This is a genomic window from Mesorhizobium sp. M0626 (assembly GCF_040320665.1).
GTDB lineage: Bacteria > Pseudomonadota > Alphaproteobacteria > Rhizobiales > Rhizobiaceae > Mesorhizobium.
Genome location: NZ_JAMYQD010000006.1, coordinates 19601 through 42904, shown reverse-complemented (window position 1 = coordinate 42904; position 23304 = coordinate 19601). Strand labels below are relative to the sequence as shown.

The window sequence follows — 23304 nt, the reverse complement described above, 5'->3', positions numbered from 1 at the left end:
AGGCTCGTTTCCGAACCGACCGCCAAGCACCTCGCAGCTTTCTTCAACGACCTGACATGCTCCTGACAGACTGCTGTCAGGAGGGGTATGCAATAGTGTCTCCATCAGAGAAGAGGAGATGGTCATGAACAGCTTTGGTATTTTGAACAGCGTACAGCACTATGTCGGCAAGATCCGCACGATGCGCAATGAAGTTCGTACCCAGCGCTTCCTGAACTCCTTGCCCGCGGACATCCGCAAGGACATTGGCTGGCCGGATATGTATGAGGGTCACAGCCGCATTCGCGAGATCTGAGGCGTTTTACATGACAATGCTTGGATGCGAACCCCGCAACGCCCGGATCATTAACATGGCCCCCCGGGCGGCGACCCCTCGGGCTGGCGCAAAAACTTTGGCGCCTGCTACGGACAATGCTGAAGGCTCCTGACAGAATGCTGTCAGGAGCACCATGCCATAAACGTGTCAGGAGACATGAATGGTGAAAAGCTGGAACGACAGGCTGAACACGCCGGGCGTCGGCGTGAAGCCGACGCCACGCACAATGGGCGACGTCGTCGAGGGCCAGCCGATGCTGGTGCCGACGGCCCGTCAGGTCGATGATTTCATCCGCACGATCCCCAACGGCCTCGAGATGGATGTACGCGCCTTGCGCACCGCGCTCGCCATCGAGCATGGGGCGCAAGTGACATGTCCGGTCACCATCGGCTATCATCCGCGAACCGTCGCCGAAGCCGCCAATGAGGATCTCGAACGCGGCATGACGCTGAACGATATCACGCCGTACTGGCGTGTGCTCGACGTGAACACGCCGACAACGAAGAAGTTGTCCTTCGGCGCGGAATTCGTCGCCGTGCAGCGCAAGCGCGAAGGACTTAAACCATAATGGGTGTCGCCCAAAAGTGCGCAGCGGTTTTTGGGAGAACGACAAGCATAAAACAGGACATGGATGTCACCCGGAACCGGTTTTGGGACCATGACATTCATAGACAAGCAGCCGAGGGACCATACTATGCGACGTGCCGACAGGCTCTTTCAGATCGTGCAGCACCTGCGTGGCGGCCGGCTGGTCACCGCCCAGAAGCTCGGCACATGGCTCGAGGTTTCCGAGCGGACCATCTACCGCGACATCGCCGATTTGCAGTCGACCGGAGTGCCGATCGACGGCGAGGCCGGCGTCGGCTACATGATGAGGGAGGGTTTCGACCTTCCGCCGCTGATGTTCACGCGTGACGAAATCGTCGCGCTGGTCGCCGGCGCCCGCATGGTGCGGGCCTTTGGCGGCGCGGCCATGGCGCGTGCGGCCGACGAGGCGCTGGTCAAGATCGGCGCCGTCCTGCCCGACGCCGAGAAGGACCGCATCGCCCGCACCGAGATCCACACGCCCATGTGGGTGGTGAGCGACGCCGCGCGTGAGGCGATCGACGTGATCGAGCGCGCTGTCGAGAAGCGACAGGTGCTGACCATCGACTACCGCGACGAGGCCGGCCGCGGCACCGGGCGTGACATCCGTCCGCTCGGTCTGTGGTTCTGGGGCAAGGTATGGACGCTGGTTGCCTGGTGCGAGATGCGCGACGATTTCCGCGCCTTCCGCATCGACCGCATCGCCTCGGTGGTCATTGCCGGCCGCATCTTCAAGCCTGAGCGCGGCAAGCAGCTCGCCGACTTCTACCGCGCGGTCGAGCGCAGCGAGGATTATGGCATGACGCCGGACCGGGCGGCGCGCAGCTGAGATTTCGACAATCAGTTAAAAAGCCCGCTCGAAGCGGGCTTTTTTGTTGAACTGTCGCAAATCTCACTCGTCGTCCGCATCTTCCTTCTTGGACTTGAGCGCCGAAAGCTTGGCGAACACGGCGTTTGCGTCGAGCTCGGCATCCTCGTCCTTCGGCTTCTCCGGCGCCGGCACCAGGCGCTCGGTCACGGCAGCCGGCAGCAGCGTGTCGCCGACAGGCTGCGCCTGCTCGCGGCCGCGCGAGGCGCGGTTGACTTCCATGTCGAGGTCGATCTGCGAAGCGAGACCCAGCGTCACCGGGTCCATCGGCTGCAGATTGGCCGAATTCCAGTGCTTGCGCTCGCGGATCTGTTCGATCGTCGACTTGGTCGTGCCGACCAGGCGCGAAATCTGCGCGTCCTTCAATTCCGGATGGTTGCGGACCAGCCACAGGATGGCGTTGGGCCGGTCCTGGCGCTTCGACAGCGGTGTGTAGCGGGGACCCTTGCGCTTGGATTCCGGCACCCGCACCTTGGGGTCGGACAGTTTCAGGCGCTGGTTCGGATCCTTCTCGGCGCGCGCGATCTCGTCGCGGGTCAGCTGTCCGGTCATGATCGGGTCCATGCCCTTGATGCCTTGCGCCGATTCGCCGTCGGCGATCGCCTTGACCTCGAGCGGATGCAACCCGCAGAACTGCGCGATCTGCTCGAAGGACAGCGCGGTGTTGTCGACCAGCCAGACGGCGGTCGCCTTGGGCATCAGCAGCGTATTGGCCATTTCAAAAATCCTTCTCGTTCGCCCGCGTTCCCGCGCGGGCGGTGGTTTAGAGCCACCAAAATGGGAAATTCGCGGCCTGTATAACCGCTCCGCTGCCGTTTCGCAATGTTTTTGGCGCAGGGCGCAGCCGCCGGACACCGGACAGCGGGGGAGGCCAGGAGGACCTCGGCTCCGGCGATCATTGATGCCGAGTTGTACAGGGGGTCCAAAACGACAAAACCCGCCGGACAGGGTCCAGCGGGCTCGGAACCGGCGACGGGATACCGTCTGCGGCGGCTCTTGCTTCTGCCGCGTGGTCAGGCCTCACTGGCCGACCATGCTTCGAATTAGATGGCCTTGCGGGCAATCCTCTCGATGTCGCCGCGGCTGATGCCGAGGTCGCTGAGCTGACGGGCGTTGAGCTTGTTCAGCTCGCGCACGGTTTCGTTGTACATACGCCAGTTACGGAAAGCGCGGATCGGGTTCATGGTTGTCCTCCAGTTGTTGGATCAAATCGTTTCGATGACGCTTAGATAGGCAGTGCTGCCCACGAATTGAACAGACGTCTTTGCATAGCCGCAATGCAAATGCTGCATTGCAGCATTAAGCTTCTGTTCATCTTGCCAACAGGCTGAGCGCGGAGCATGGGGCGAGATTCAGGCCAGGCCGAGCCGAGAATGGCGGCTCCCGAGAACCGGCCTACGCCGGCCGTAGCCTTAACTGCCGCAACCCTCATGAGGGCTTCGGCCGGCGAAGGCCGGAAGCGCAGGGAGCCGCCATTCGCAGGCCGGCCTCACCTGAATCTCGCCCCATCTAGCCGACGTCGAGAACGATCTTGCCTATATGCTCGCCCTCTTCCAGGCGCTCATGCGCCCGCCAGGCGTCGGTCAGCGGGAAGATCATGTCCATCACCGGCGCTACCTTCCGGGTGCCGAGCAGCGGCCACACCTGTGCTTCCAGTGCGGCGGCGAGCGCCGCCTTGAACTCGACCGTGCGAGGCCGCAGCGTCGAGCCGGTGTGGGTCAGCCGCTTGACCATGATTTTCGAGAAATCGGCGCTCGCCACCGCGCCGGCCTGGACGGCGATCTGGACGATCCTGCCCTCGACCGCGGCGGCCTCGTAGTTGCGCGCGATATAGTCGCCGCCGACCATGTCGAGAATGACGTCGGCCCCGTTGCCGCCGGTCGCATCCTTGACCGCCGCGACGAAATCCTCCTCGCGGTAGTTGATCGCCCGGTCGGCGCCGAGTTTCAGGCAGGCGTCGCATTTTTCCTTGCTGCCGGCGGTGGTGACGACATAGGCGCCGAAGGCCGACGCCAGCTGGATCGCCGTGGTGCCGATGCCCGATGAGCCGCCATGGACCAGCAGCGTCTCACCCTTTTTCAGGCCGCCGCGCTCGAACACATTGTGCCAGACGGTGAAATAGTTTTCCGGAACCGCGGCCGCCTCCGTGTGGGTGAAGCCGGCGGGCAGCGGCAGCACGCTGCCGGCATGAACCTTGACATATTCGGCATAACCGCCCCCCGGCGTCAGCGCGCAGACCCGGTCGCCGATGCGCCAGCGCGATATCTCGTCGCCAAGGGCGGCCACTTCGCCCGATGCCTCGAGACCGGGCAGGTCGGAAGCGCCGGGCGGCGCCGGATAGGCGCCCTTGCGCTGCTGCACGTCGGGGCGGTTGACGCCGGCCGCACGCACCCGGATCAGGATTTCGCCGGGACCAGGCACCGGCACGTCGCGCGTTTCCGGTTTCAGCACCCGCGGCCCGCCCGGTTGCGAGATTGCAATGGCCGTCATCGTGGCTGGAATTTTATGTCCGCCCGCCATGAAATTTCCCGTCTCGGTCCGCCGGTCTGTCGCCGGCTGCCAGCTTCTTGCCGGCTGTTTGCATCTACGCCCCTGCCCTATGTATGCTGATTGCCGGATCAGGCAAATGGCCAAATCAGCCCAATACTGAATAGGGAGGAGCGACGATGGCGATCTTCGACGACGAACCCAAAAAGAAAGCCCGCCCGCATGAGATCGGACAGGATCTGTCGCTGCTTTCGGTCGGTGACCTTACCGAACGGATCAGCATCCTGCGCGAGGAGATTGCCCGGCTCGAAGCCGAGCTCCAGACCAAGGGCAGCACCAAATCGGCGGCCGAAGCCCTGTTTCGCCGCGGCTAGTTTTCGCGTTAGTTTCGGCGTTGAGCATCCGCCGCCGAAAAGCCCGAATGCGCCTGTCTTCAGACCCCGCCACCGAATCTCCAGACGGATCAAACAATGTTTGCAAGCTACAGGCCGATCCTCTCGCTGCTTCGCGGCACCGCTTTCCTGCTCGCGGCTTCGGGATTGCACGGCCTGTTGTTGCCGTTGCGCGGCCAGCTCGAAGGGTTTTCGACCGCATCGCTCGGTCTGATGGGCACGGCCTGGGCCGGTGGCTTCGTCACCGGCTGCTTCTTCGCACCGCGCCTGGTGCGCCGCGCCGGCCACGTCCGGGCGTTCGGCGCCTTTGCCGCTTCGGGCGCCATCGTGGCGTTGCTTACCGGCCTGATCATCGACGAATATGTCTGGATCCTGCTGCGCGCCTTCACCGGCTTCACCATGGCCGGAGCCTTCATGGTCATCGAAAGCTGGCTGAACGAGAAGGCCACCAACGAGAACCGCGGCACCGTCTTCGGCCTCTACATGATGGTCACCTATGCCTCGATCATGGGCGGCCAGATGATCGTTGCCGGCGGCGACGTCAGATCGGCGTCGCTGTTCATGATCACCGGCATATTGTTCTGCCTGTCACTGATCCCGACCGCGGTGTCGTCGGCTTCGTCTCCCAAGCCGCTGCAGGACGTCAAGCTCGACGTCAAAGGTCTCTACGCCAACTCGCCGGTGTCGGCGATCGCCTGCCTGTTGGTCGGCATCGCCAATGGCGCCTGGGGCACGCTTGGCGCCGTCTACGGCGCCCGTATCGGCATCTCCACCGCCCAGATCGCACTGATGATGAGCCTTGTCGTTATTGCCGGCGCGGCCATGCAGCTTCCGGCCGGACGCCTCTCCGACAAGACCGACCGCCGTTTCGTGCTGGCGGGCGCGGCTTTCGGCGCCGCACTGTTCGCCATCCTGATCTTCCTGTTCGAACCGCGTTCCGCCGTCCTCGTCATTGTCTTCGCCGCCGCCTACGGCGCCTTTGCCTACACGCTCTATTCGATCGCCGTGGCGCATGCCAACGACCACGCCCGATCGGAGGATTTCGTCAAGGTCTCGGGCGGCCTGCTGCTTCTGTATGGCTTCGGAACCATGATCGGGCCCCTGCTGGCTGCCGCCCTGATGGGTTGGCTCCGCCCCGAAGGCCTGTTCCTGGCCACCGCGCTGGCGCATCTCAGCCTCGCCGCCTACACGTTGCTGCGCATCAGCCGCCGCGCGCCGGTGCCGATCGAAGACCGCGATGCCTTCAAGACCCAGCCGGCCGATCGCTCGGTCACCCCTGAAGCACTGCGGCTCAGAAAAGCGGAAGCCGACGGTTGAGATTTGAAAAGCTTTGCCCCACAAATATAGGCATGATCTTTTCTGACGCCTTCATGGCGATTGCCGACCCCAACCGGCGCTATCTTCTGGAAGAGCTCCGGCGTGGCCCGAAAACCGTCAACGAACTGGCTTCGGGCCTTCCAGTCTCCCGCCCGGCCGTGTCCCAGCATTTGAAAGTGTTGCTGGACGCCGGTCTGGTTCAGGCCAGGGCCGAGGGCACGAGGCGCGTCTATACAGTCAGCAGTGCCGGCTTCCTCAAGCTCAATATTTGGCTTGATCAGTTCTGGGAAGCATAGGCCGAGATTCCAGCTCGCCTCCCTGGCTTTCAAGTGTCCGTTGCCAGCGCCTTGCCCAGCGCATCGAGCAGGAATCGGGTACCATGCTCGCGCGATGACGGTGTGTCGTGCCCATCGAGAAACGCGCCCTGCTCGGTGAGCACCAGATGCGTGCCCGTGCCTTCCGGGCGAAGCTCAATTGTCGCCAGCGAAACCGAGATTCTGACATCACCGAACAGCATGTCGTAGCTGTAGACGATGCGCTGGTTGGGCACGATGTCCTGATAGGTGGCGGTATAGGTGTGGATCGGCCCGTCCTTCGGCCCGCCGGCATTGACCTCCTGGCCGCCGACGCGAAAATCCATTTCGTGCCTGTGGGTCATCGGGTTGTCGGGGTCGGCGAACCAGCGCCGCTTGGCGGCCGGATCGCTGAGCGCGAAATAGACTTTCGCCGGTGCAACTGGATAGAGGCGCTCGAGGACGAAGGTGGAGTGGACGACGGATCGTTCGGCCATGGTCAGGTCCTCTTGGTCAGCTTGATGGTTTCTGCGCGACGAAGACGCCGTCGCGATAGGACGCGCCGAAATAGACTTCGACGGCGCGCAACCTGTCGTCATCGAACAGATGCAGTTCGGTGTTGCGGAAGGTCTTTCCGTCCGCCGTCTCGCAGCGATAGAGGACAAAGGCGGCGTCCTCGTCCTCGCATATCCGCTCGATGACCATCGAGCTGAAGGCCGGGCTGTCCGGCCAGCAGCGCTCGAAATAGGTCGCACGGTCGATGGCGTCGTCATAGGGGCTGGTAAAGGTGAAATCGTCCGCGAGCACCGCCGCGACGGCAGCCTTGTTATTCGCCTGGTAGGCGGCAAAATAGCCGCGGATCAACTCCGCTCTGCTTTTGCCGGGCATGGTCATTTCTCCTCTGCTTCAGGTCATTCGGTCCCGGCGAGAAAATCGCCGAGCCGGTCGAGCCGACGCTCCCATGTCAGCCGCCGTTCGTTGATCCAGTGTTCTGCGCTGCGCAGCGCCTGCGGCGCGATCTGGCAGGTGCGCACGCGGCCGAGCTTTTCCGAGCGCACCAGCCCGCTTGCTTCGAGCACGTTGAGATGCTGGACGACGGCCGACAGCGACATCGCCAGCGGTTCGGCCAACTGGCTGACCGAGGCTGGCCCACGCGACAGCCGCTCGACCATGCTGCGCCTGGCCGGGTCCGCGAGCGCCTGGAACATCAGGTCGAGCTGGGCGGGATCGTGCAGCATCGCGATCAGCCGTTATTGTAGGGAAAGAACTTGAAGTAGGGCTGCGCCTCCTCGACCACCCGGGCGAAGGACGGCCGCTTGAGCAGGCGGTCGTGGTAGTGTTTCACGGCCGGATAGCTGTCGCCGAACGGCTCGACCTTGTTGGCGTAGAACAGCGCCGGCGAGGCCGCGCAGTCGGCCATGGTGAAGGTAGGGCCGGCCGCCCAGATTTTCGAACGCATCTCCTCCTCGATGATCGCATAGGCGTTGCGCAGTTGCGCGCGCGCCTCATCGACCCCGAACGGATCGGTCTTGTCCTGCGGGCGCAACCTGTCGCCGACGATCTTCTGCATCGGCGCCTGCACGTAGAAATCGTAGAAACGGTCGGCCTGGCGGACCTGGAGGGCAAGGTCGGCCTCGGCCGGGATGAGCTCGACCGGCCCGGGATAATGCGCCGCCAGATATTCGATGACGACGGTCGATTCCAGCACCGTGCGGTTGCGTGCATCGTCATGCAGCGCCGGCATCTTGCCCGTCGGCGACACTTTCAGGAACGCTGCCCGCGACTGCTCATCGCCGAGGTCGACGATCACCGGCGTGAAGGGCGTGTCGTTCTCGTAAAACGCAATCAGCGGTTTCCAGCAGAACGACGCCAGCGGATGGAAATGGAACGTCAGGGACATTTTTTGCTCGTCTGTTTGTGGTTCGCCGATGCTGGAGCGGTGCCAGCCTGCGCCGACACTGAAGCAATTACTTAACTATTTCCGTGAGGCGAATGTGTCAAGGTTCCAGACTGCCTTCAGGGTTTGGTGTGCGCCACGATGGCGTCGATGATCGTGCCCCAGTCGTCGGGATGCAGTTCGTGGCCACCGCCTTCGACGCGGACAAGCCGCCCGCCGGCAACAGCGTCGGCAAGGGCTGCGCCATGCTCGACCGGAAATATTGGATCCGATGTCCCGTGAATGACGAGCAGCGGAACCTTGATCTCGCGCAGGCGTCCTTTCAGATCCTCGCCGCCCTTCAGCATGAAATGGTTGGTCGCGCTCAGGAAGCCGCCGGATCGGTCGTAGTCCTGTTCAATGAACGCCCGCATCGCCTTCTCGTCGAACGGATGCGCGGTGCTGGCGATCTCACGCGCGTCCTTGACGACGAAGTCGATCACCTGGTCGCGGTTCGACCAGTCGACCCTGGCGCCATCGGCCGAGTGCTCCATATAGGCTTCGGTCGTCCCCGGCAGCTGCGATGTGTCGATCCCCACCGGCGAACTGCTGATTACGGTCAGCGAGATGACACGCAAGGGATGTTTCAACACCAATCGTTGCGCGATCATGCCGCCCATCGACATCCCGATCACATGCGCCTTGCCGATGCCGCAACTGTCGAGGACGCGCACCGCATCGTCCGCCATGTCGTCGAACGTATACGGCGGCTCGCCCGGCGTATATTTGGTCGACAGGCCGGTGTCACGATTGTCGTAGCGGATCACGAAGCGGCCTTCGCCGGCGAGCTTTTTGCAGAGCGCCTCCGGCCCCCACAGCATCGAGGCCATGGCGCCCATGATCAGCAGAACGGTTGGATCGCCGGGATCCCCAAACGTCTGGGAGACGATTTCGGGTGCTGCTGCCCGTGTCATGGGACTCTCCTCGCATGGGCCAATCAAAGGCCAATCAAACTGATTGCGTTTTGCAATCGGTTGCACGATAATAAAACTGATACGATAATGCAACTGGTTTTTGGAGAGAGTCGGATGAAAACCGAACACCGCTCGGGATGCCCTATCAATCTGTCGCTGGAAGTGTTCGGCGATCGCTGGAGCCTGATCATCCTGCGCGACATGATTTTTGGCGGCAAACGCCACTTTCGCGAACTGCTCAACGGCTCGATCGAGGGCATCGCTTCCAATATCCTGGCCGACCGGCTGAAGCGGCTGATGGAACTCGGCATGCTGACCAAGGCCGACGACCCCTCGCACAAGCAGAAGGCGATCTACAGCCTGACCGAGATGGCCATCACGCTGGTGCCGATCATGGCGCATCTCGGCGCTTGGGGCCGCGTCTGGCTGCCGGTGAGCGAGGAGCTTTCGATCCGCGCCGAGCTGCTGGAGAAAGGCGGACCGCCAATGTGGGAGCAGTTCATGGACGAGTTGCGCCACGACCATCTGGGCACGCCTGTCGCCACACCCGCGCAGCCTTCCGTCCGCGCTACATTGCAGGCCGGATATGAGGCGGTGGTAGCCCGCAAGGCGTCGAGCGGCATCGAGGTCCCGGCCGCTTGACCAACTTATTTCCCCATTATCAGGCCGGCTCTGCTATCAAGGGGCTGAAAAACATAATTTACGGGATTGGATAACGCTCTTGGTCGAGAACTCTAAGGATACTGCCCGCGCCAGGGCAGATATGCGTTTCAAGAAGCAGGAAGAGGCAGCCACGGTGCGGCAAAAGGCGATGGCGGAGTATGTCGCCGAGGCCGACGCCCGCCAGGCCAAGACCAACAAGCTCCGGGCATTGCGCCTTGCCAAGGAAGCGGAAGACCTCGCCAACGCCCCTGCCGTTCCGGTCAAGAAAGCGCCCCGAGCCAAGAAAAAATAGCGCGGCCTTCTTCATCGACGCCCGATCTGGATGCCGGCGGATCGTATCCGCCATGTGCCACGATCAGCAATGCCCGCCATTTCCGCTTTCCCACGCGAAGCAATTTCAACCGCAACCGGGATTTCGCATCCCGCATGTCAGGCGATGATTGACGCGTTTTGATCAGGAGACAGCCATGACCGCACTGACCCTCGAAAAAGCCAAGCACATCATCGACGCCGCCTTCGCCAAGGGCGCCGAGCTGAAGCTCAAGCCGCTCGGCGTTTCCGTGCTGGATGCCGGCGCGCATCTCGTCGCCTTCCAGCGTCAGGACGGCGCCTCGTTCCTGCGCCCGCAAATGTCGGCCGGCTAGGCCTATGGGGCGCTGGCCATCGGCATGGGCTCGCGCCGTGTCGAGGCTTTCGCCAAGGAGCGGCCGCATCTCGTCGCCGGCATTTCGGACGTTTCGGGTGGACGCGTATTGCCGGTCGTCGGCGGCGTGTTGATCCGCGACAAGGCAGGCGCCGTCATCGGCGCCGTCGGAATTTCGGGCGATACGTCGGACAATGACGAGGCCGCCGCCATCGCCGGCATCGAAGCGGCGGGCTTCACCGCCGATCCGGGCTGAGGGGGAGCTTCGTCATCCCAGGGCGAAGCAGGAGCGAAACTCCGTCGCGAAGACCCTGGGATGACGACCAGAAAGAGCAGCCACGCCAATCGCGAACGGATGCGACCATCCAACGAAGGCGGCTAGTTCAAATTTATGTCTCTACTCGCCGACCGCATCGACACCGAAAACCCGGCCAGCACATCGAACAGGGCGATCACCATCAGCGTGAAGAAGACGGAGTGCGCCGCGCCCTTCACCAGCAGGAACTCGACCAGGAACGCCACGAAGACCAGCGTCGACAACAGATGGTCCATGATCGAAGCGTTCGTGGTGCGCACCGACTTCACCATTTCGAGGAACAGGAAGATCAGCCCGATCACGACCATCAAGTCGCCGAGCGTCATCGAAAACACTCCGCCCGACATCATGCTGAACGAGAAGATCTCGGTCGCCCACGGATCGTCGCCGCTGCCGAATATTCCGAGGAGTCCGAGATTGTAGGCCACGAAGGGCACGATCAGCAGCGGGATGGCACCGAACATCAGGCGTCTCCTCTAGCAATTCCAGGAAAGCGGTTTCCCAAGGAATTGCCTAAACAATGGGGGCACCTTCTGTAGAATGCCCCGCAGGCACGCCGTCAAGATTTTTCGCTAGCGCCCGCAAACACGGAAAAAGACCGCGCGAAACAACCCTGTCAGCCACAGTTGCCCCGGCTGACCACCGACACGCCGGGATTCAGCGCTTGAACTGGCCTGTCCGCACGGCGGCGCCGATAGCGTTGAGGATGAAAAGGCCGGCGGTCATCGAGGTGATCTCGTTGACGTCGCGCGCCGGCGCGATCTCGACGATGTCGATGCCGACGACACGTCCCTTGGCGAACAGGCCCTTGATCAGTTCGATCGTCTGCCGGTAGCTGATGCCGCCAGGCGCCGGCCCTTCGACCGCCGGCATGACAGCGGGATCGAGACCGTCGGCATCGATGGTCAGGTAATAGCGGCCACGGTCCGGGATGCGCTTGAGCAGCGCCGCCGTACCGATATCCTGCCATTCATTGGCGGTGACGATGTTGGAGCCGTAGGCGCGGGCCGCCTCGACCTCCTCGAGCCGGGCGCTGCCCTGGCCGCGGATGCCGAGCTGGAAAATCCCGGCTATATGCGCCATCTCCGAAGCGCGGCGGATGGGGCTGGAATAGCCTTCCCTGACCCCGTTGACATTGTCGCGCCAGTCGAGATGGGCATCGATCTGAACCAGGGTGATCGGCCCTTCGTCGTCAAGCGCCCGCAGGATCGGGATTGGAATGCCGTGATCGCCGCCAATGGTGATCGGCAAGGCGCCGGCGACGCGGATCTTGCGGATCGCCGTTTCGGCCAACCTATAGTGGCCGCCGGCGGCATCGCCGGGAACATCGCCGACATCGACCACCTTGACGTCCTGCCCGTCGAACAGGGTTCCGCCAATGTCGAAATCATAGCGGTCGAGCCCGAGGCTGATGCGCTGCGAGGCGCGCCGCACCGCGGTCGGCGCGTTGGTCTGGTCGTTGACCAGCTCGTCGATCGTGTAGGGACTGCCGTAAGGCATGCCGATGATGGCGACATCCGCCTTCAGCGCATCGAGGTCCTCGACCAGCGGGAAGTTCATGAAGGTCTGGAAGACATCGCGGGGTGCTGTGGTGAGCTTGGTCATGCGGTCCCTCTGAAGCCGGTCGATCATCGCGCGGAAGCGCCGCGACAAGGCATGCGGACTCAATACAGCACCGCCGCCGCAGCTTGTATCGCCACGGACGCCCGGTCTTTGGCATAGTTGGCGGCGCGGCGCACCAAACGCAAAAAAAACCGGCCAATGGCCGGTTCTTTTGGCATTCAAACCCTTCGAAAGCTGGTCTCAGCTTTCCTTGGGCGTCAGCACCTGGCGACCGCGATACATGCCGGTCTTCAGGTCGATATGGTGCGGGCGGCGCATTTCGCCGGAATTCTTGTCCTCGACATAGGTCGGGGCCTTGAGAGCGTCGGCCGAGCGGCGCATGCCGCGCTTGGACGGAGAGGTTTTTCGTTTCGGAACGGCCATGGATATGCTCCACTACATGGTCAAAATGCCCCGATAGCCCTCGTGAAAGGGCCGCGTCAGGGCCATAATCTGAGAAAGTCGGGTGCCTATACACGCCCTGCGCCGTTTTGGCCAGCACCGTGGCGATTTTTTTTGAACTGGCAGCGGTTCTACCTAATCAAGACAACCGACATACGCGCCCGAACGGCCGGCGCGGCGTTCGATCAGCGACGCCAGCCGCCGCAGACCCGGACCGGGCTTGGCCGGATTGCGGGCGATCGGATTGGGCAGCGAGACGGCCAGCAATGCCGCCTGCCGCCGCGACAGCTGTTTGGCCGAAACGCCGAAATGGTGCTGCGCCGCCGCCTCGATGCCGTAAATGCCCGGCCCCCATTCGGCGATGTTGAGGTAGATCTCCATGATCCGCCGTTTCGACATCACCGCGTCGAAATAGACGGCCAGCGGCAGTTCGACCACCTTGCGCACCGAGCCCAGCGGCCGCGACCACAGGAAAAGGTTCTTCACCGTCTGCATGGTGATGGTCGAGGCGCCGCGCGTCGCCTCGCCGGCCAGCGCATCGTCGACGACGCCGCGCAATTCGCCGAGATCGATGCCGCGATGGAAGCAGAATTGCCCGTCCTCCGACATGATCACCGAATTGGCCAGCACCGGGGACACATCGTCGATCGACACCCAGCGCCGGTCGTAACCGGAGAAGGTCGCGAGGTCTTTGACCATCAAGGTCGATATCGGATGCACGAAGGACGGCAGATAGAGGAAGGTCAGCACAATGGGTATCGCCGCCAGCACGACGGCGACGACCAGGCCGCGCCGTGCCAGGCGCTTCAGACCGGCGCGGTTCACGCGCCTTGGTCGCGCCATCTCAAACCCTTCGGTTTCATGATCGACGATCGGTTCCGTCAAGCCGCCCCCACCCGCGCCACTCTCCCGCCTCCGGCATAATGGCGCGAGGCTTCTTGCGCAACGTCTGAGTGTCGGCTACCGCTCCCGGCCATGACGAAAGACGAGCAATTGGCCTTTGAGGCCGCACTTCTGGGGCGGGCGGCGGCGATCGAGGCCGGGCTCAGGCTGCTGCTCGACGGCCGCACGCTTGCCGGCGAGATCGCCCGACCGGAGCGTCTGATGGCGGCCATGCGCCATGGCGTGCTGAACGGCGGCAAGCGGCTGCGCCCCTTCCTGGTCATGGAAAGTGCCGCCCTTTTTGGCGCCGATGGCGAGGCGGCGATGCGCGTGGCGGCGGCGCTCGAATGCGTGCATTGCTATTCGCTGATCCATGACGATCTGCCTGCCATGGACGACGACGATCTGCGCCGCGGCCAGCCGACCGTGCACAAGGCCTTCGATGAAGCTACCGCCATACTTGCCGGCGATGCGCTTCTGACGCTTGCCTTCGATGTCCTCGCCGATGAGGCGACGGCGCTGCCGGCGGAGCGCAGGGCGGCGCTGGTGCTGGCGCTGGCGCGCGCGGCTGGCACCGGGGGCATGGTTGGCGGGCAGACGCTCGACCTCGAAGCCGAGCGCAACAGGCCGGACGAAGCCGGCATTATCCGGCTGCAGGCGATGAAAACCGGCGCGCTGATCCGCTTCGCCTGCGAAGCCGGCGCGATCATTGCCGGCGCCGCACCGCAGGACCGCGACCGGCTGGCCGAATTCGGCTCGGCGGTCGGGCTTGCCTTCCAGCTTGCCGACGACCTGCTCGACCTGACCGCCGATGCCAGCCAGATGGGCAAGGCGACCGGCAAGGACGCAGCCGCCGGCAAGGCGACGCTGGTGGCGCTGCATGGCGCGAACTGGGCGCGCAGCCAGCTCCATGGGCTGGTCAAGCAGGCCCATGAATTGCTCGAGCCTTACGGCGGACAGGCAGCCTTGCTGAAGGCAGCGGCAAGCTTCGTTGCAATCCGCAACAACTGAGGTTTGGGCGATCGGATGCCGAACCGTTTTCGGAATTTGTCGGCCTTGCGCTGCCTTGCTTTGGTGTCTCTCAAATGCCCCAAAGCAACTGGGCGCGCTATCTGACCTTGACGACGACCTTGCCCTTGGCGCGTCCTGTTTCGACGTAAGCCAGCGCCTCATTGGTCGCTTCAAAAGGAAAGACCCTGTCGACGACCGGGCGAATCGCCCCATCTTCGATGAGGGACGTGATTTTGCTCAGTTGCTCACCTTGCGCCGACATGAACAGGAACGAAAATCCCACGCCCCGGCGCTTGGCTTTGGTCCTGATACCACGGCTCAGCAGCCGCAGCAGCAGCCTTAGCACCACGTTCAGTCCCTGTTTCGTGGCAAATTCGGGATCCGGAGGACCGGAAATCGAGATGAGCTTCCCACCCGGTTTCAGCACAGTCAGGGATTTCTCAAGCGCCTTGGCGTCCTGGCTGTTCAGGACGACGTCGTAGCCCGACAGGATTTTCTCGAAGTCGTCCTTCCTGTAGTCGACGACGACATCGGCGCCGAGATCCCTGACCAGATCGTTGCTTGCCGCGCCCGCTGTTGTCGCAACGATCGCGCCGAGGTGCTTTGCCAACTGGATGGCGAATGTCCCCACGCCGCCGGAGCCAGCCTGGATGAAGATCTTCTGGCCTGTCTTCAGACCCGCCCTCTCGATGAGAGCCTGCCAGGCGGTCAGACCGACCAGCGGGATCGAGGCCGCCTCTTCCATGCTGAGGTTCGCCGGCTTCAGCGCCACGTCGGCTTCATCGATTGCGATGAATTCGGCGAATGTCCCGATCCGGCCGTCGCGCGGCCGCGCATAGACGGCGTCGCTGGGTTTGAATTTGCGGACTTTCGAGCCCACCCTGACAACCCTCCCGGCAACGTCGTGACCGAGGATGAAGGGCCGGCGATAGGGAAGGACGAGTTTGAATTCGCCGGTCCTGATTTTGGAATCCAGCAGGTTCACCCCGGCGGCATGGACCTCGACCAGGACGTCATTGTCCAGCAGCTCCGGCTCCGGCATCTCGGCCAGCCGCAAAATGCCTTTCTTGTTATATTTATCGACAACGAATGCCTTCATGGCAGTGACTTTCTGAGAGTGTCCGTTGGTGTGCCGTTTGTGTGTGAAATTCTCCGTCCCACCGTTGTTCAGACCGGCAGGCGGAACTGCTTGCGCAAGGTCTTGTCGAACATCCCCGCGGGGGCGAAGCGGCGCAGCAGGCTGACCTGGCGCGCTGCCTTCCCTGCGGTATAGCGCCGTCGCGGACGGGCGTCGGTCGCTGCCTTGACGACCACATCCGCCACCACTTCCGGCCGATCGGCTTTGGGCATCACATCGGCAAGCAGCGCCTTGAGACCGGCGCGCGCCTGATCGTAGTCCTTCAACAGGGAATCCGGCTCGATGCCGTTCTGGTCGAAGACGGTGCGCACGAATGCCGGCTCGATGACCGAGACGCGAATGTTGAAGGCGCGAACCTCATGATCGAGCGATTCCGAATAGCCCTCCAGCGCGTGCTTGACCGCCGAGTAGTGCGCTGAGTATGGCGCAGGCACCAATCCTAGAATCGAGCCGATGTTGACGATGCGCCCTTGGCCGCGGCGCCGCATCGACGGCAACACCGCATTGGTCATGCGCATGACGCCGAACAGATTGACGTCGAACAGAACCTGCACCTGTGCGACCGAAGATTCCTCGGCGCCGCCAAGCAGGCCGACACCGGCATTGTTCACCAGCAGATCGATACGACCGGTCTGGGCCAGCACGGTTGCAACGAGGGCGCTGACGGACTCCCCGTCGGTCACGTCGCAGGTCAGCATGGACACCTTAGCCGGGCCGTTGCCGGCCTTGCTGCGGCTTGTCCCGAAGACGGTATACCCCGCCCGCGCCAAGGCCTCGGCAGTGGCGCGGCCGATGCCCGAAGAGGCTCCGGTCACGACTGCGGTTCTTCCCGAAAGGGTACTCATTTGATACTCCACAGACATGAGGGCTAGCTTTTTGCCGTTGATTGAGTTATGATCGTAATATCACATTACACCTATAATGCAATAGCAGAAAGGAAGAGCGCCATGCGCTACGAAAAGGGCCGAAAGGAAGCCTCTCGCGATCGCATCGTCGAGGTCGCAGCCCAGCGTTTTCGCGGTGACGGCATCGCCGCGTCCGGACTGGCAGCCATCATGGGCGACGCCGGACTGACGAACGGAGCCTTCTATCCGCATTTCCAGTCCAAGGCGGAGCTTGTGCGTGAAAGCCTTGTAGCGGCACTGGAGAGCCAGTCGCAGCAACTGCAGGAGGTATTGGCAGCCGGTGGTCCGGAGATGGGCATAGCGGCGTATCTGTCAGCTGAGCACCGGGACAATCCGGGAGCCGGCTGCGCGTCGGCCGCCCTGTTGCCGGAACTCGCGCGTCAGCCGCCCGAAACGCGCCAAGTCTATACCGAACGCTTGCTGGTTCTGGTGCGCCAGTTGTCTGCAGTACTTCCGCAGACCAAGGACCCGGAAGCCGCCGCCCTGGGCGTTTTTGCGACCCTCATAGGCACGCTTCAGCTGGCCCGCGCGGCAGCGGGGACGGAATTGTCGGATCGCATCCTTGCGGCAGGAGCAGACGCCGCGCGCAGCCTGATCCAGCCACGTGACGGCGAGAAGGCATCCTAGAGGTCGGTGGCGGCAGCGGCAAAGGGCCCTGACATCGTCCTGCGGGTCGCACACAGGAAAGGCCGGCCTTTGGAGGCAGGCCGAACCGCTATTTCGCCCGATTCAATCTCAGGTCTAGTGCAGATGCCTGAGCTTGTCGGGATTGCGCATGACATAGACGGCCGCGATCTTGCCGTCCTCGATGTCAAGCGCGGTGGTCTGCAATTCGCCATCGGCCTCCCGCGTGACGAACCCCGGCAGGCCATTGACGAAGCCGACGCGCACCAGCGTCGAGCGATTGTCGCGCAGCCAGGCCGCGACTTGCGCGTATTGCTTCATGACGGCGTCGAAGCCCAGCACCGGCGCCAAAGCCGCCGGACGCTTGCCGCCGCCATCGGCATGAGCGCTGACATCTTCCGTCAGCAGCGCGCCGAGCGCCTGCATGTCGCCGCTGCGCGATGCCGCGTAAAAGGCTTCGGCGATCTCCAGGCCACGCTGCTTCTCCACCTTGAAGCGGGGCCGCGCCTCGCGGACATGGCCCCGTGCGCGAGCGGCAAGCTGGCGGCAGGCGGCTGAATCGCGCTCGATGGCGGTCGCGACCTCCTCGAATTCCAGCCCGAACACATCGTGCAGGAGAAAGGCCGCCCGCTCGAGCGGCGAAAGCCGCTCCAGCGCCAACATCAGCGGCAAGGTGACATCTTCAAGATCGTCCTCTTCGACGATCGGCTCGGGCAGCCAAGGGCCGATATAGGTCTCGCGCTGGCGCCGCGTGGATTTGAGCTGGTCAAGGCAAAGCCGCGTCACCGTGCGGCGCAGGAACGCTTCTGGCTCACGAACCTGCGAGCGGTCGGTCCCCATCCAGCGGATGAAGGCATCCTGCACGACATCCTCGGCGTCGCTCACCGAGCCCAGCATGCGATAGGCGACCCGCATCAGCTTCGGACGCAGCGGGCCGAAGCCCGCTGCCGCGTCGTCGGGTGCCGTCGCCGTCATCAGGCCGCCTTGGCGCTGGCGCGTATCGTTGCTGCGTCGGTGTAGAGCCCGAAGCCAACGGCGATGCGGTTCCAGCCATTGATGATGTTGATCAAAACGGTGAGCTTCACCTGCTCCTCCTCGGTGAAATGCGCCTTAAGATCATCATAGGCGCTTTCGCGGTCCTGTCCTTCCGAGAGGCGCGTCAGCGCATCGGTCCAGCCGAGCGCAGCACGCTCGCGGTCGCTGTAGCAGGGCGCTTCGCGCCAGGCCGGCAGCAGATAGATGCGCTGCTCGGTCTCGCCATTCTCGCGCGCTTCGGTGGCATGCAGATTGATGCAGTTGGCGCAGCCATTGATCTGCGACGCCCGAAGCTTCACCAGCTCGTTGAGGCTGTGCTCGAGCCCGGCGGCGACGGAGAGTTCGGTCGATGCGCGCTGCCACTGCTTGATCAGCGCAGGGGCGGCGGCGAAGAGGTCGATTTTGGCAGTCATGATTGCAGTCCTTGTGTTGGGTACGCCATCATGACGAGGCAGGTCCGGCCGGTGTGACATTCAGGCTGGATTTTTTCGAAGGTGCTTTCCCGGCGCGTTCAATCGTCTTTGATCAGCACGATCTTCGCCGGATCGAAATCGATCCCGACCATCGTCCCTTCCGCCACGGCGGGTGTGACATCAGGCGATGTCGCGAACAGTTCGACCGCTGGATCGCTGATCGCGATGCGGTATTCCATGTGGTCGCCGAGATACGAGCTCTTGACCACCTGGCCCTTCATGGTGCCCGCTGGCTGGCCGGGCAAGATTCGCACGGCATTCGGGCGCACAGCGAGCATCGCCGGTCCCGGAGCGTTACCGCGACCCGGCATGTCGAGCAGCAAGGGTCCGACCTTGACCCTTGCACTGGTCGCATTGCTGGAAAGCACCTCGACGTCGAGCAGATTGGCGTCGCCCATAAAGTCGGCGATGAAACGGTTGGTCGGCTCGTTGTAGAGGTCGCGCGGCGTGCCGTCCTGGGCGACGCGAGCGGCGTTCATGACGATGATGCGGTCGGAGACGGCGAGCGCCTCTTCCTGGTCATGCGTGACATAGACCATGGTCAGCGCCAGATCTTGCTGCAGGCCGCGGATTTCGTCGCGCACCCGCCGGCGCAGCTTGGCGTCGAGATTGGACAGCGGCTCGTCGAACAGCAGCACCTTCGGCTCCAGTACGATGGCGCGCGCCACCGCGACGCGCTGCTGCTGGCCGCCGGACAATTCGCTCGGCTGGCGCTTCTCGTAGCCGGACAGGCCGACAAGCGACAGCTTTTCGGCGGCGCGCTCGGCTGCCTGCGCCTTGCCAAGCCCCATCGCCCGCAGGCCGTAGCTAACATTCTCCATCACGTTCATATGCGGAAACAGCGCATAGGACTGGAACACCATGGAGACATCGCGCTCGGCGGCGGACAGCAAGGTGACGTCCTTGTCGTCGATCAGGATGCGCCCGGTGCTGGTCTGTTCCAGCCCGGCGATCAGCCTGAGCGTCGTGGTCTTGCCGCAACCCGAGGGCCCGAGCAGCGTCACCAGGCTGGCCGGCGCGATGTCGAAGCTGACGTTGTCGACGGCGATCACCGCGCCATATTTCTTGGTGACGCCCTCGAACCGCACCGCTGGCCTGTCCGTCGCAACCGGGGCAGCAGTCTTCGCCGTCTGATCCACGCCGCTTCTCCCCATCAGATTGCTGCCACAACGGCTTCCGGACCAGGCCGGCGCCGGCCGAGCCGGCGTTCGCCGACCAGCAGCTGGATGCCGATCAGGATGACCATCATGACGACGATCATCACCGCCGAATAGACAATCGCGATGCCGTATTCGCCGACATCTGCGCGCCCGACAATGTAGACCGTGGCAAGGTTGAACCGGCCGCTCGCCAGGAAGATGACGGCGCTGACCGCCGTCACCGCGCGCACGAAACTGTAGATCATCGCGGTCACGATCGCCGGCTTCAGGATCGGCAGGATCACCCGCCGCAAGGTAGCAAAAGACCGCGCCCCAAGCGTCAGCGATGCCTCGTCCAGGCTCTTGTCGATCTGGCCCAGATTGGCGAGCCCGGCACGGATCGCCACTGGCATGTTACGGAAGATGAAGGAGATGACGATGATCAACCCGGTACCGGTCAACTGCACCGGCGGCACGTTGAAGGCAAGGATATAGCTGACGCCGATCACCGTGCCGGGAATGGCGAAACTCATCATGGCCAGGAACTCGAACATGGTACGCCCGGCGAAACGCTGCCGGTCGAGCAGATAGGCCGTCAGGATGCCGAGCGCCGCGGTGAACGGCATCGCCACCAGCGCAAGGCCGATGGTCATCAGCAGCGACGGCCAGGCCGAGCCGCTGAAAAACCAGCCATTGACGCCTTTCTCGATCGAAAAGGCGGTGAGGAAATATTGGAGCGTCGGCGTGTTGTCGCGCCCGATCGATTGCACGAAACCGCCGCCCAGGATGATGCCGTAGACCACGATGGTCAGAACCAGCCACGGAACGACGGCGGCGTAGCAGCCGATCCGCAAGGCCTTGGGCAGCGTCGCCGGTACGCCGCCATCGCCCTTGCCTGCGACGGTGACGTAGCTGCGGCTGCCGATCCAGCGGCGCTGGATGACGAAGGCTGCCAGCGTGAACATCAACAGCACGATCGCCAGCACCGCCGCGCGACCCTGGTCGTGCGCCGCGCCAACCACCGCGAAGAATATATCGGTCGACAGCACGTTGAAATTGCCTCCCAGCACCAGCGGATTGGCGAAATCGGCCATGCTCTCGATGAACGAGATCAGGAAGGCGCTGGCCAGGCCCGGCCGGATCAACGGCCAGGTGACGGTGCGAAACGTCCGCCAGCGGCTGGCGCGCAAGGTCTGCGACGCCTCCTCCATGCTCGGGCTGACCCCTTGCAGCACGCCGACCAAAACCAGGAAGGCGATCGGCGTGAAGGCCAGCACCTGCGCGATGGTGATGCCGGCCATGCCATAGATCCAGCGGCTGCGCGGAATGCCGAGATGCACCGACATGAGGTTGGTGACGATGCCGGCGCGGCCGAACAGCAGGATCAGCGCCAGGCCGATGACGAAGGGCGGCGTGATGATCGGCAGGATGGACAGGCCGCGCAGCAACCATTTGGCCGGCAGCTTGGTGCGTAGCGCGATCAGCGCCAGCGCTAGGCCGAGCGCCGTGCAGAAAAAGCCGACGAGGACTGCGATCGCCACCGTGTTCCAGGCCACGCCGCAGGAGCCCTCGCCATAGAGGCAGCGCAGGCTCCATATGTTGGCGCTAAAGATCTTATCGAAGAACAGCGCCGGCACGACATTGCCGTCATTGTCCTTGATGGCCGAGGTGAGGATCGACAGCAGCGGATAGGCGACGAACAGGATCAGCGAAGCAATCACGATTGAGAGCGAGCCGACGACGAAACGGTCGCCCTTGCACCATCCCCGCGCAGCGAGCGCCTCGGCGATGAACATCAGCATCGCCACGGCATAGAGCGCCGCACCCCAGCCGAGCCCCGGCTGTATCGGTCCCGGCGTGCCGGCGACCTGGGTAAGCAAGCCAAATCCCCAGCCCGAATGGATGATGGAAAAGCCTTCGATGGCCAGCCACAGCAGGCCCGCCGCGCCTGCAACCGCCAGGCTCTTGGGGTTGTTGCGCGCCACCAGCCAGCTCGCCAGCAGAAGCGGCAGGATAATCGGCAACAGCCAGGGCCGGCCACCGAGCGCCAGCATGATGGCCGGCGTCGCATCCGCCGGCTGTGCCAGCCAGTCGAACGAAAGGAAGCCGCCTTCGACCTTGTACCAAGGCAAGAGCACGAAGCTCGCCCACGCGGCCATTACCCAGGGGAGCGCGCTGCGTCCAGGAGCGGAACTGACCATGGAACCGGCCGCGGCCATTCAATGTCTTTCTGTTGCCAAAGGACGGTGCGCCAGCTGCCGCGAAGGGCAGCCGGCGATCAGATGCTAGAGTGAGCGCGAAAGAACGCGCTCAGCCGCCATTGCGGACCTCGTCGGTGAACTTCTTCAACAGCCGCTTGCGTTCGGCCGACGAGCCGTATTTGGCGAAGTCGTAGTCGATCAGCTTGATCTTCGAGAGGTCCGGCGCCTCGGGCGGCACCGGCGTGGCGGTGTTCGACGGGATCTGGAAGCTGCCGTTCGGCGCCGCGAGCTTCTGCGCGTCCGGGCTCAGCGCCCAGTCGTAGAATTTCTGCGCCTCTTCGGCATGCTTGGCGCCCGTCACGATGCTCATCGAACCGATCTCGAAGCCGGTGCCTTCGCAAGGCGACACCACCTTCACGGCAGGGTTCTGTTTCGCGGCATTGATCACGTCGTGCTGGAAGGAGATGCCGATCAGCGTCTCGCCCTTGCCGACGGCGAGCGCCGGCGCAGCCCCTGCCTTGGTGTATTCGGCGATGTTCTTGTTGAGCTGCTTGAGATAGTCGAATGCCTTGTCCTCGCCCATCAGCTGGACGATGGTGGCAAGCATGGTCCAGGCCGTGCCCGATGAATTCGGGTCGGCCATCTCGATCTCGCCCTGGAATTCCGGCTTGACCAGATCGGCCCAGCACGCCGGCGCGGTCAGCCCGCGCTGCTTCAGATCTTCCTCATTGTAGCCATAGCCGAGCGCACCGAGATAAATGCCGACCGTGCGGTTCTTCGACCTGTCGGCCTGCTTCAGCGCCCAGTCGCGCAAGTTTGCCAGTTGCGGCGACTTGTATTCCTGGGTGAGGCCCTCTTCCGCCGCCTGCAGATGCGGGTCGCCGGTGCCGCCCCACCAGATATCGGCTTGCGGATTGTCCTTCTCGGCCCGGAGGCGGGCGTAGATTTCGCCGGCGCTCATGCGGGTCATGTCGACGCTGACGCCCGTCTCCTTCTGGTAGGTGGTCGCCATCGCCCGGCACCAGGCCTCGTCGACGGCGCAATACATTGTGAGGCTGCGGTCGGCCGCCTGGGCGGCACCCGCCAATCCGAACATGGCCAGCGCCGCGCCAAGGCCAAGCCAGGCGGCGCGCAAGCCTTGCTTACTGTCAAATGTCTTCAT

29 protein-coding genes and 1 pseudogene are annotated in these 23304 nt (G+C 63.4%); 11 read left to right on the top strand and 19 right to left on the bottom strand.

Features of this window, described 5'->3' with window-relative positions; genetic code table 11:
* Window positions 1-124 precede the first annotated feature (124 nt).
* The 3 genes from NKI37_RS08815 (at window position 125) to NKI37_RS08805 (ending at window position 1730) form a co-directional block, all read left to right on the top strand.
* Window positions 125-295, top strand: coding sequence for a hypothetical protein (locus NKI37_RS08815; RefSeq protein WP_023670139.1), 171 nt, complete (start codon window positions 125-127; stop codon window positions 293-295).
* 181 nt (window positions 296-476) lie between these two features.
* Complete coding sequence (locus tag NKI37_RS08810) at window positions 477-884, top strand: hypothetical protein (protein ID WP_352794408.1); 408 nt, start codon at window positions 477-479, stop codon at window positions 882-884.
* A 126-nt stretch (window positions 885-1010) separates the two neighbouring features.
* On the top strand, window positions 1011-1730 hold the full coding sequence (locus tag NKI37_RS08805; RefSeq protein WP_023683994.1) for a helix-turn-helix transcriptional regulator: 720 nt from the start codon (window positions 1011-1013) through the stop codon (window positions 1728-1730).
* 63 nt (window positions 1731-1793) lie between these two features.
* Here NKI37_RS08805 and NKI37_RS08800 read toward each other — a convergent pair whose 3' ends face one another.
* The 3 genes from NKI37_RS08800 to NKI37_RS08790 all read right to left on the bottom strand — a co-directional run bounded on the left by NKI37_RS08800 (window position 1794) and on the right by NKI37_RS08790 (window position 4289).
* Entirely contained in the window at window positions 1794-2486 is a 693-nt protein-coding gene (locus NKI37_RS08800) for a DUF1013 domain-containing protein (protein WP_023670142.1), read from the bottom strand.
* 326 nt (window positions 2487-2812) lie between these two features.
* Window positions 2813-2953, bottom strand: a complete 141-nt coding sequence (locus NKI37_RS08795) for a DUF1127 domain-containing protein (protein WP_023670143.1) — start codon at window positions 2951-2953, stop codon at window positions 2813-2815.
* 325 nt (window positions 2954-3278) lie between these two features.
* Window positions 3279-4289, bottom strand: a complete 1011-nt coding sequence (locus tag NKI37_RS08790; protein ID WP_352790736.1) for an NAD(P)H-quinone oxidoreductase — start codon at window positions 4287-4289, stop codon at window positions 3279-3281.
* Window positions 4290-4435: 146 nt separating this feature from the next.
* Here NKI37_RS08790 and NKI37_RS08785 point away from each other — a divergent pair, with 146 nt between their 5' ends.
* The 3 genes from NKI37_RS08785 (at window position 4436) to NKI37_RS08775 (ending at window position 6261) form a co-directional block, all read left to right on the top strand.
* The gene (locus tag NKI37_RS08785; RefSeq protein WP_023670145.1) at window positions 4436-4630 is read left to right on the top strand and encodes a DUF1192 domain-containing protein; all 195 of its coding nucleotides are present in this window, start codon (window positions 4436-4438) and stop codon (window positions 4628-4630) included.
* Window positions 4631-4726: 96 nt separating this feature from the next.
* Window positions 4727-5965, top strand: coding sequence for an MFS transporter (locus NKI37_RS08780; protein WP_023683997.1), 1239 nt, complete (start codon window positions 4727-4729; stop codon window positions 5963-5965).
* Window positions 5966-5997: 32 nt separating this feature from the next.
* Window positions 5998-6261 carry an ArsR/SmtB family transcription factor gene (locus tag NKI37_RS08775; protein ID WP_023690079.1) on the top strand — a complete coding sequence of 88 codons (264 nt, stop codon included), beginning with the start codon at window positions 5998-6000 and terminating at the stop codon, window positions 6259-6261.
* A 29-nt stretch (window positions 6262-6290) separates the two neighbouring features.
* Here the strand turns inward: NKI37_RS08775 and NKI37_RS08770 are convergent, their stop codons facing one another.
* From NKI37_RS08770 to NKI37_RS08750, 5 genes are all read right to left on the bottom strand, one after another.
* On the bottom strand, window positions 6291-6755 hold the full coding sequence (locus NKI37_RS08770; RefSeq protein ID WP_352790734.1) for an SRPBCC family protein: 465 nt from the start codon (window positions 6753-6755) through the stop codon (window positions 6291-6293).
* Window positions 6756-6771: 16 nt separating this feature from the next.
* A complete protein-coding gene (locus tag NKI37_RS08765; RefSeq protein ID WP_352790732.1) occupies window positions 6772-7146 on the bottom strand; it encodes a nuclear transport factor 2 family protein in 375 nt (124 codons plus the stop codon).
* 23 nt (window positions 7147-7169) lie between these two features.
* Window positions 7170-7496, bottom strand: a complete 327-nt coding sequence (locus NKI37_RS08760) for an ArsR/SmtB family transcription factor (protein WP_023699361.1) — start codon at window positions 7494-7496, stop codon at window positions 7170-7172.
* Window positions 7497-7501: 5 nt separating this feature from the next.
* Entirely contained in the window at window positions 7502-8158 is a 657-nt protein-coding gene (locus tag NKI37_RS08755) for a glutathione S-transferase family protein (protein WP_352790730.1), read from the bottom strand.
* Between the two features lie 116 nt (window positions 8159-8274).
* Window positions 8275-9108 carry an alpha/beta fold hydrolase gene (locus NKI37_RS08750; protein WP_352790728.1) on the bottom strand — a complete coding sequence of 278 codons (834 nt, stop codon included), beginning with the start codon at window positions 9106-9108 and terminating at the stop codon, window positions 8275-8277.
* A gap of 114 nt (window positions 9109-9222) precedes the next feature.
* Here NKI37_RS08750 and NKI37_RS08745 point away from each other — a divergent pair, with 114 nt between their 5' ends.
* From NKI37_RS08745 to NKI37_RS08735, 3 genes and pseudogenes are all read left to right on the top strand, one after another.
* Window positions 9223-9750: a winged helix-turn-helix transcriptional regulator gene (locus tag NKI37_RS08745; protein ID WP_352790727.1), complete on the top strand. Its 528-nt coding sequence runs from the start codon at window positions 9223-9225 to the stop codon at window positions 9748-9750.
* Between the two features lie 79 nt (window positions 9751-9829).
* Window positions 9830-10063, top strand: a complete 234-nt coding sequence (locus NKI37_RS08740; protein ID WP_023684002.1) for a hypothetical protein — start codon at window positions 9830-9832, stop codon at window positions 10061-10063.
* Between the two features lie 175 nt (window positions 10064-10238).
* Window positions 10239-10670: pseudogene (locus NKI37_RS08735) on the top strand (GlcG/HbpS family heme-binding protein).
* Between the two features lie 122 nt (window positions 10671-10792).
* Here NKI37_RS08735 and NKI37_RS08730 read toward each other — a convergent pair.
* The 4 genes from NKI37_RS08730 to NKI37_RS08715 form a co-directional block, all read right to left on the bottom strand.
* On the bottom strand, window positions 10793-11194 hold the full coding sequence (locus NKI37_RS08730; protein WP_023670154.1) for a hypothetical protein: 402 nt from the start codon (window positions 11192-11194) through the stop codon (window positions 10793-10795).
* A 193-nt stretch (window positions 11195-11387) separates the two neighbouring features.
* Complete coding sequence (locus tag NKI37_RS08725; protein ID WP_023693659.1) at window positions 11388-12335, bottom strand: agmatinase; 948 nt, start codon at window positions 12333-12335, stop codon at window positions 11388-11390.
* Between the two features lie 198 nt (window positions 12336-12533).
* The gene (rpmF, locus tag NKI37_RS08720; protein WP_008834724.1) at window positions 12534-12716 is read right to left on the bottom strand and encodes a 50S ribosomal protein L32; all 183 of its coding nucleotides are present in this window, start codon (window positions 12714-12716) and stop codon (window positions 12534-12536) included.
* A gap of 153 nt (window positions 12717-12869) precedes the next feature.
* Window positions 12870-13577, bottom strand: coding sequence for a biosynthetic peptidoglycan transglycosylase (locus tag NKI37_RS08715; protein ID WP_050587122.1), 708 nt, complete (start codon window positions 13575-13577; stop codon window positions 12870-12872).
* Window positions 13578-13709: 132 nt separating this feature from the next.
* Between NKI37_RS08715 and NKI37_RS08710 the strand changes: the two genes are divergently transcribed.
* Window positions 13710-14627, top strand: coding sequence for a polyprenyl synthetase family protein (locus NKI37_RS08710; RefSeq protein ID WP_023693656.1), 918 nt, complete (start codon window positions 13710-13712; stop codon window positions 14625-14627).
* A 97-nt stretch (window positions 14628-14724) separates the two neighbouring features.
* Here NKI37_RS08710 and NKI37_RS08705 read toward each other — a convergent pair whose 3' ends face one another.
* Window positions 14725-15726 (bottom strand): NADP-dependent oxidoreductase, encoded by a 1002-nt coding sequence (locus NKI37_RS08705; protein WP_352790725.1) that lies wholly within the window; start codon window positions 15724-15726, stop codon window positions 14725-14727.
* A gap of 68 nt (window positions 15727-15794) precedes the next feature.
* Window positions 15795-16610 carry an oxidoreductase gene (locus NKI37_RS08700; protein WP_023715037.1) on the bottom strand — a complete coding sequence of 272 codons (816 nt, stop codon included), beginning with the start codon at window positions 16608-16610 and terminating at the stop codon, window positions 15795-15797.
* A gap of 102 nt (window positions 16611-16712) precedes the next feature.
* On the opposite strand from NKI37_RS08700, the gene NKI37_RS08695 reads away from it, so the two are divergent.
* Window positions 16713-17297 (top strand): TetR/AcrR family transcriptional regulator, encoded by a 585-nt coding sequence (locus NKI37_RS08695; RefSeq protein WP_023702758.1) that lies wholly within the window; start codon window positions 16713-16715, stop codon window positions 17295-17297.
* 114 nt (window positions 17298-17411) lie between these two features.
* Here the strand turns inward: NKI37_RS08695 and NKI37_RS08690 are convergent, their stop codons facing one another.
* The 5 genes from NKI37_RS08690 to NKI37_RS08670 all read right to left on the bottom strand — a co-directional run bounded on the left by NKI37_RS08690 (window position 17412) and on the right by NKI37_RS08670 (window position 23277).
* Window positions 17412-18269: a sigma-70 family RNA polymerase sigma factor gene (locus tag NKI37_RS08690; protein WP_023702759.1), complete on the bottom strand. Its 858-nt coding sequence runs from the start codon at window positions 18267-18269 to the stop codon at window positions 17412-17414.
* A complete protein-coding gene (locus NKI37_RS08685; RefSeq protein WP_023673089.1) occupies window positions 18269-18742 on the bottom strand; it encodes a carboxymuconolactone decarboxylase family protein in 474 nt (157 codons plus the stop codon). The genes NKI37_RS08690 and NKI37_RS08685 overlap by 1 nt, the downstream gene beginning before the upstream one ends.
* A 98-nt stretch (window positions 18743-18840) precedes the next feature.
* Window positions 18841-19941 carry an ABC transporter ATP-binding protein gene (locus tag NKI37_RS08680; RefSeq protein WP_023715038.1) on the bottom strand — a complete coding sequence of 367 codons (1101 nt, stop codon included), beginning with the start codon at window positions 19939-19941 and terminating at the stop codon, window positions 18841-18843.
* A 14-nt stretch (window positions 19942-19955) separates the two neighbouring features.
* The gene (locus NKI37_RS08675) at window positions 19956-22160 is read right to left on the bottom strand and encodes an ABC transporter permease (protein WP_245275331.1); all 2205 of its coding nucleotides are present in this window, start codon (window positions 22158-22160) and stop codon (window positions 19956-19958) included.
* Between the two features lie 91 nt (window positions 22161-22251).
* Window positions 22252-23277, bottom strand: a complete 1026-nt coding sequence (locus NKI37_RS08670; protein WP_023711637.1) for an ABC transporter substrate-binding protein — start codon at window positions 23275-23277, stop codon at window positions 22252-22254.
* Window positions 23278-23304 lie beyond the last annotated feature (27 nt).

What these genes read in the sequence shown, in the direction of transcription:
- NKI37_RS08675 (WP_245275331.1), bottom strand. Translation starts at nt 22,160, where the DNA reads ATGGCCGCGGCCGGTTCCATGGTCAGTTCCGCTCCTGGACGCAGCGCG.
- NKI37_RS08710 (WP_023693656.1), top strand. Translation starts at nt 13,710, where the DNA reads ATGACGAAAGACGAGCAATTGGCCTTTGAGGCCGCACTTCTGGGGCGG.
- NKI37_RS08780 (WP_023683997.1), top strand. Translation starts at nt 4,727, where the DNA reads ATGTTTGCAAGCTACAGGCCGATCCTCTCGCTGCTTCGCGGCACCGCT.
- rpmF (WP_008834724.1), bottom strand. Translation starts at nt 12,716, where the DNA reads ATGGCCGTTCCGAAACGAAAAACCTCTCCGTCCAAGCGCGGCATGCGC.
- NKI37_RS08745 (WP_352790727.1), top strand. Translation starts at nt 9,223, where the DNA reads ATGAAAACCGAACACCGCTCGGGATGCCCTATCAATCTGTCGCTGGAA.
- NKI37_RS08760 (WP_023699361.1), bottom strand. Translation starts at nt 7,496, where the DNA reads ATGCTGCACGATCCCGCCCAGCTCGACCTGATGTTCCAGGCGCTCGCG.
- NKI37_RS08770 (WP_352790734.1), bottom strand. Translation starts at nt 6,755, where the DNA reads ATGGCCGAACGATCCGTCGTCCACTCCACCTTCGTCCTCGAGCGCCTC.
- NKI37_RS08805 (WP_023683994.1), top strand. Translation starts at nt 1,011, where the DNA reads ATGCGACGTGCCGACAGGCTCTTTCAGATCGTGCAGCACCTGCGTGGC.
- NKI37_RS08795 (WP_023670143.1), bottom strand. Translation starts at nt 2,953, where the DNA reads ATGAACCCGATCCGCGCTTTCCGTAACTGGCGTATGTACAACGAAACC.
- NKI37_RS08785 (WP_023670145.1), top strand. Translation starts at nt 4,436, where the DNA reads ATGGCGATCTTCGACGACGAACCCAAAAAGAAAGCCCGCCCGCATGAG.
- NKI37_RS08810 (WP_352794408.1), top strand. Translation starts at nt 477, where the DNA reads ATGGTGAAAAGCTGGAACGACAGGCTGAACACGCCGGGCGTCGGCGTG.
- NKI37_RS08685 (WP_023673089.1), bottom strand. Translation starts at nt 18,742, where the DNA reads ATGACTGCCAAAATCGACCTCTTCGCCGCCGCCCCTGCGCTGATCAAG.
- NKI37_RS08715 (WP_050587122.1), bottom strand. Translation starts at nt 13,577, where the DNA reads ATGGCGCGACCAAGGCGCGTGAACCGCGCCGGTCTGAAGCGCCTGGCA.
- NKI37_RS08725 (WP_023693659.1), bottom strand. Translation starts at nt 12,335, where the DNA reads ATGACCAAGCTCACCACAGCACCCCGCGATGTCTTCCAGACCTTCATG.
- NKI37_RS08750 (WP_352790728.1), bottom strand. Translation starts at nt 9,108, where the DNA reads ATGACACGGGCAGCAGCACCCGAAATCGTCTCCCAGACGTTTGGGGAT.
- NKI37_RS08815 (WP_023670139.1), top strand. Translation starts at nt 125, where the DNA reads ATGAACAGCTTTGGTATTTTGAACAGCGTACAGCACTATGTCGGCAAG.
- NKI37_RS08790 (WP_352790736.1), bottom strand. Translation starts at nt 4,289, where the DNA reads ATGGCGGGCGGACATAAAATTCCAGCCACGATGACGGCCATTGCAATC.
- NKI37_RS08765 (WP_352790732.1), bottom strand. Translation starts at nt 7,146, where the DNA reads ATGCCCGGCAAAAGCAGAGCGGAGTTGATCCGCGGCTATTTTGCCGCC.
- NKI37_RS08730 (WP_023670154.1), bottom strand. Translation starts at nt 11,194, where the DNA reads ATGTTCGGTGCCATCCCGCTGCTGATCGTGCCCTTCGTGGCCTACAAT.
- NKI37_RS08800 (WP_023670142.1), bottom strand. Translation starts at nt 2,486, where the DNA reads ATGGCCAATACGCTGCTGATGCCCAAGGCGACCGCCGTCTGGCTGGTC.
- NKI37_RS08705 (WP_352790725.1), bottom strand. Translation starts at nt 15,726, where the DNA reads ATGAAGGCATTCGTTGTCGATAAATATAACAAGAAAGGCATTTTGCGG.
- NKI37_RS08775 (WP_023690079.1), top strand. Translation starts at nt 5,998, where the DNA reads ATGATCTTTTCTGACGCCTTCATGGCGATTGCCGACCCCAACCGGCGC.
- NKI37_RS08690 (WP_023702759.1), bottom strand. Translation starts at nt 18,269, where the DNA reads ATGACGGCGACGGCACCCGACGACGCGGCAGCGGGCTTCGGCCCGCTG.
- NKI37_RS08695 (WP_023702758.1), top strand. Translation starts at nt 16,713, where the DNA reads ATGCGCTACGAAAAGGGCCGAAAGGAAGCCTCTCGCGATCGCATCGTC.
- NKI37_RS08700 (WP_023715037.1), bottom strand. Translation starts at nt 16,610, where the DNA reads ATGAGTACCCTTTCGGGAAGAACCGCAGTCGTGACCGGAGCCTCTTCG.
- NKI37_RS08755 (WP_352790730.1), bottom strand. Translation starts at nt 8,158, where the DNA reads ATGTCCCTGACGTTCCATTTCCATCCGCTGGCGTCGTTCTGCTGGAAA.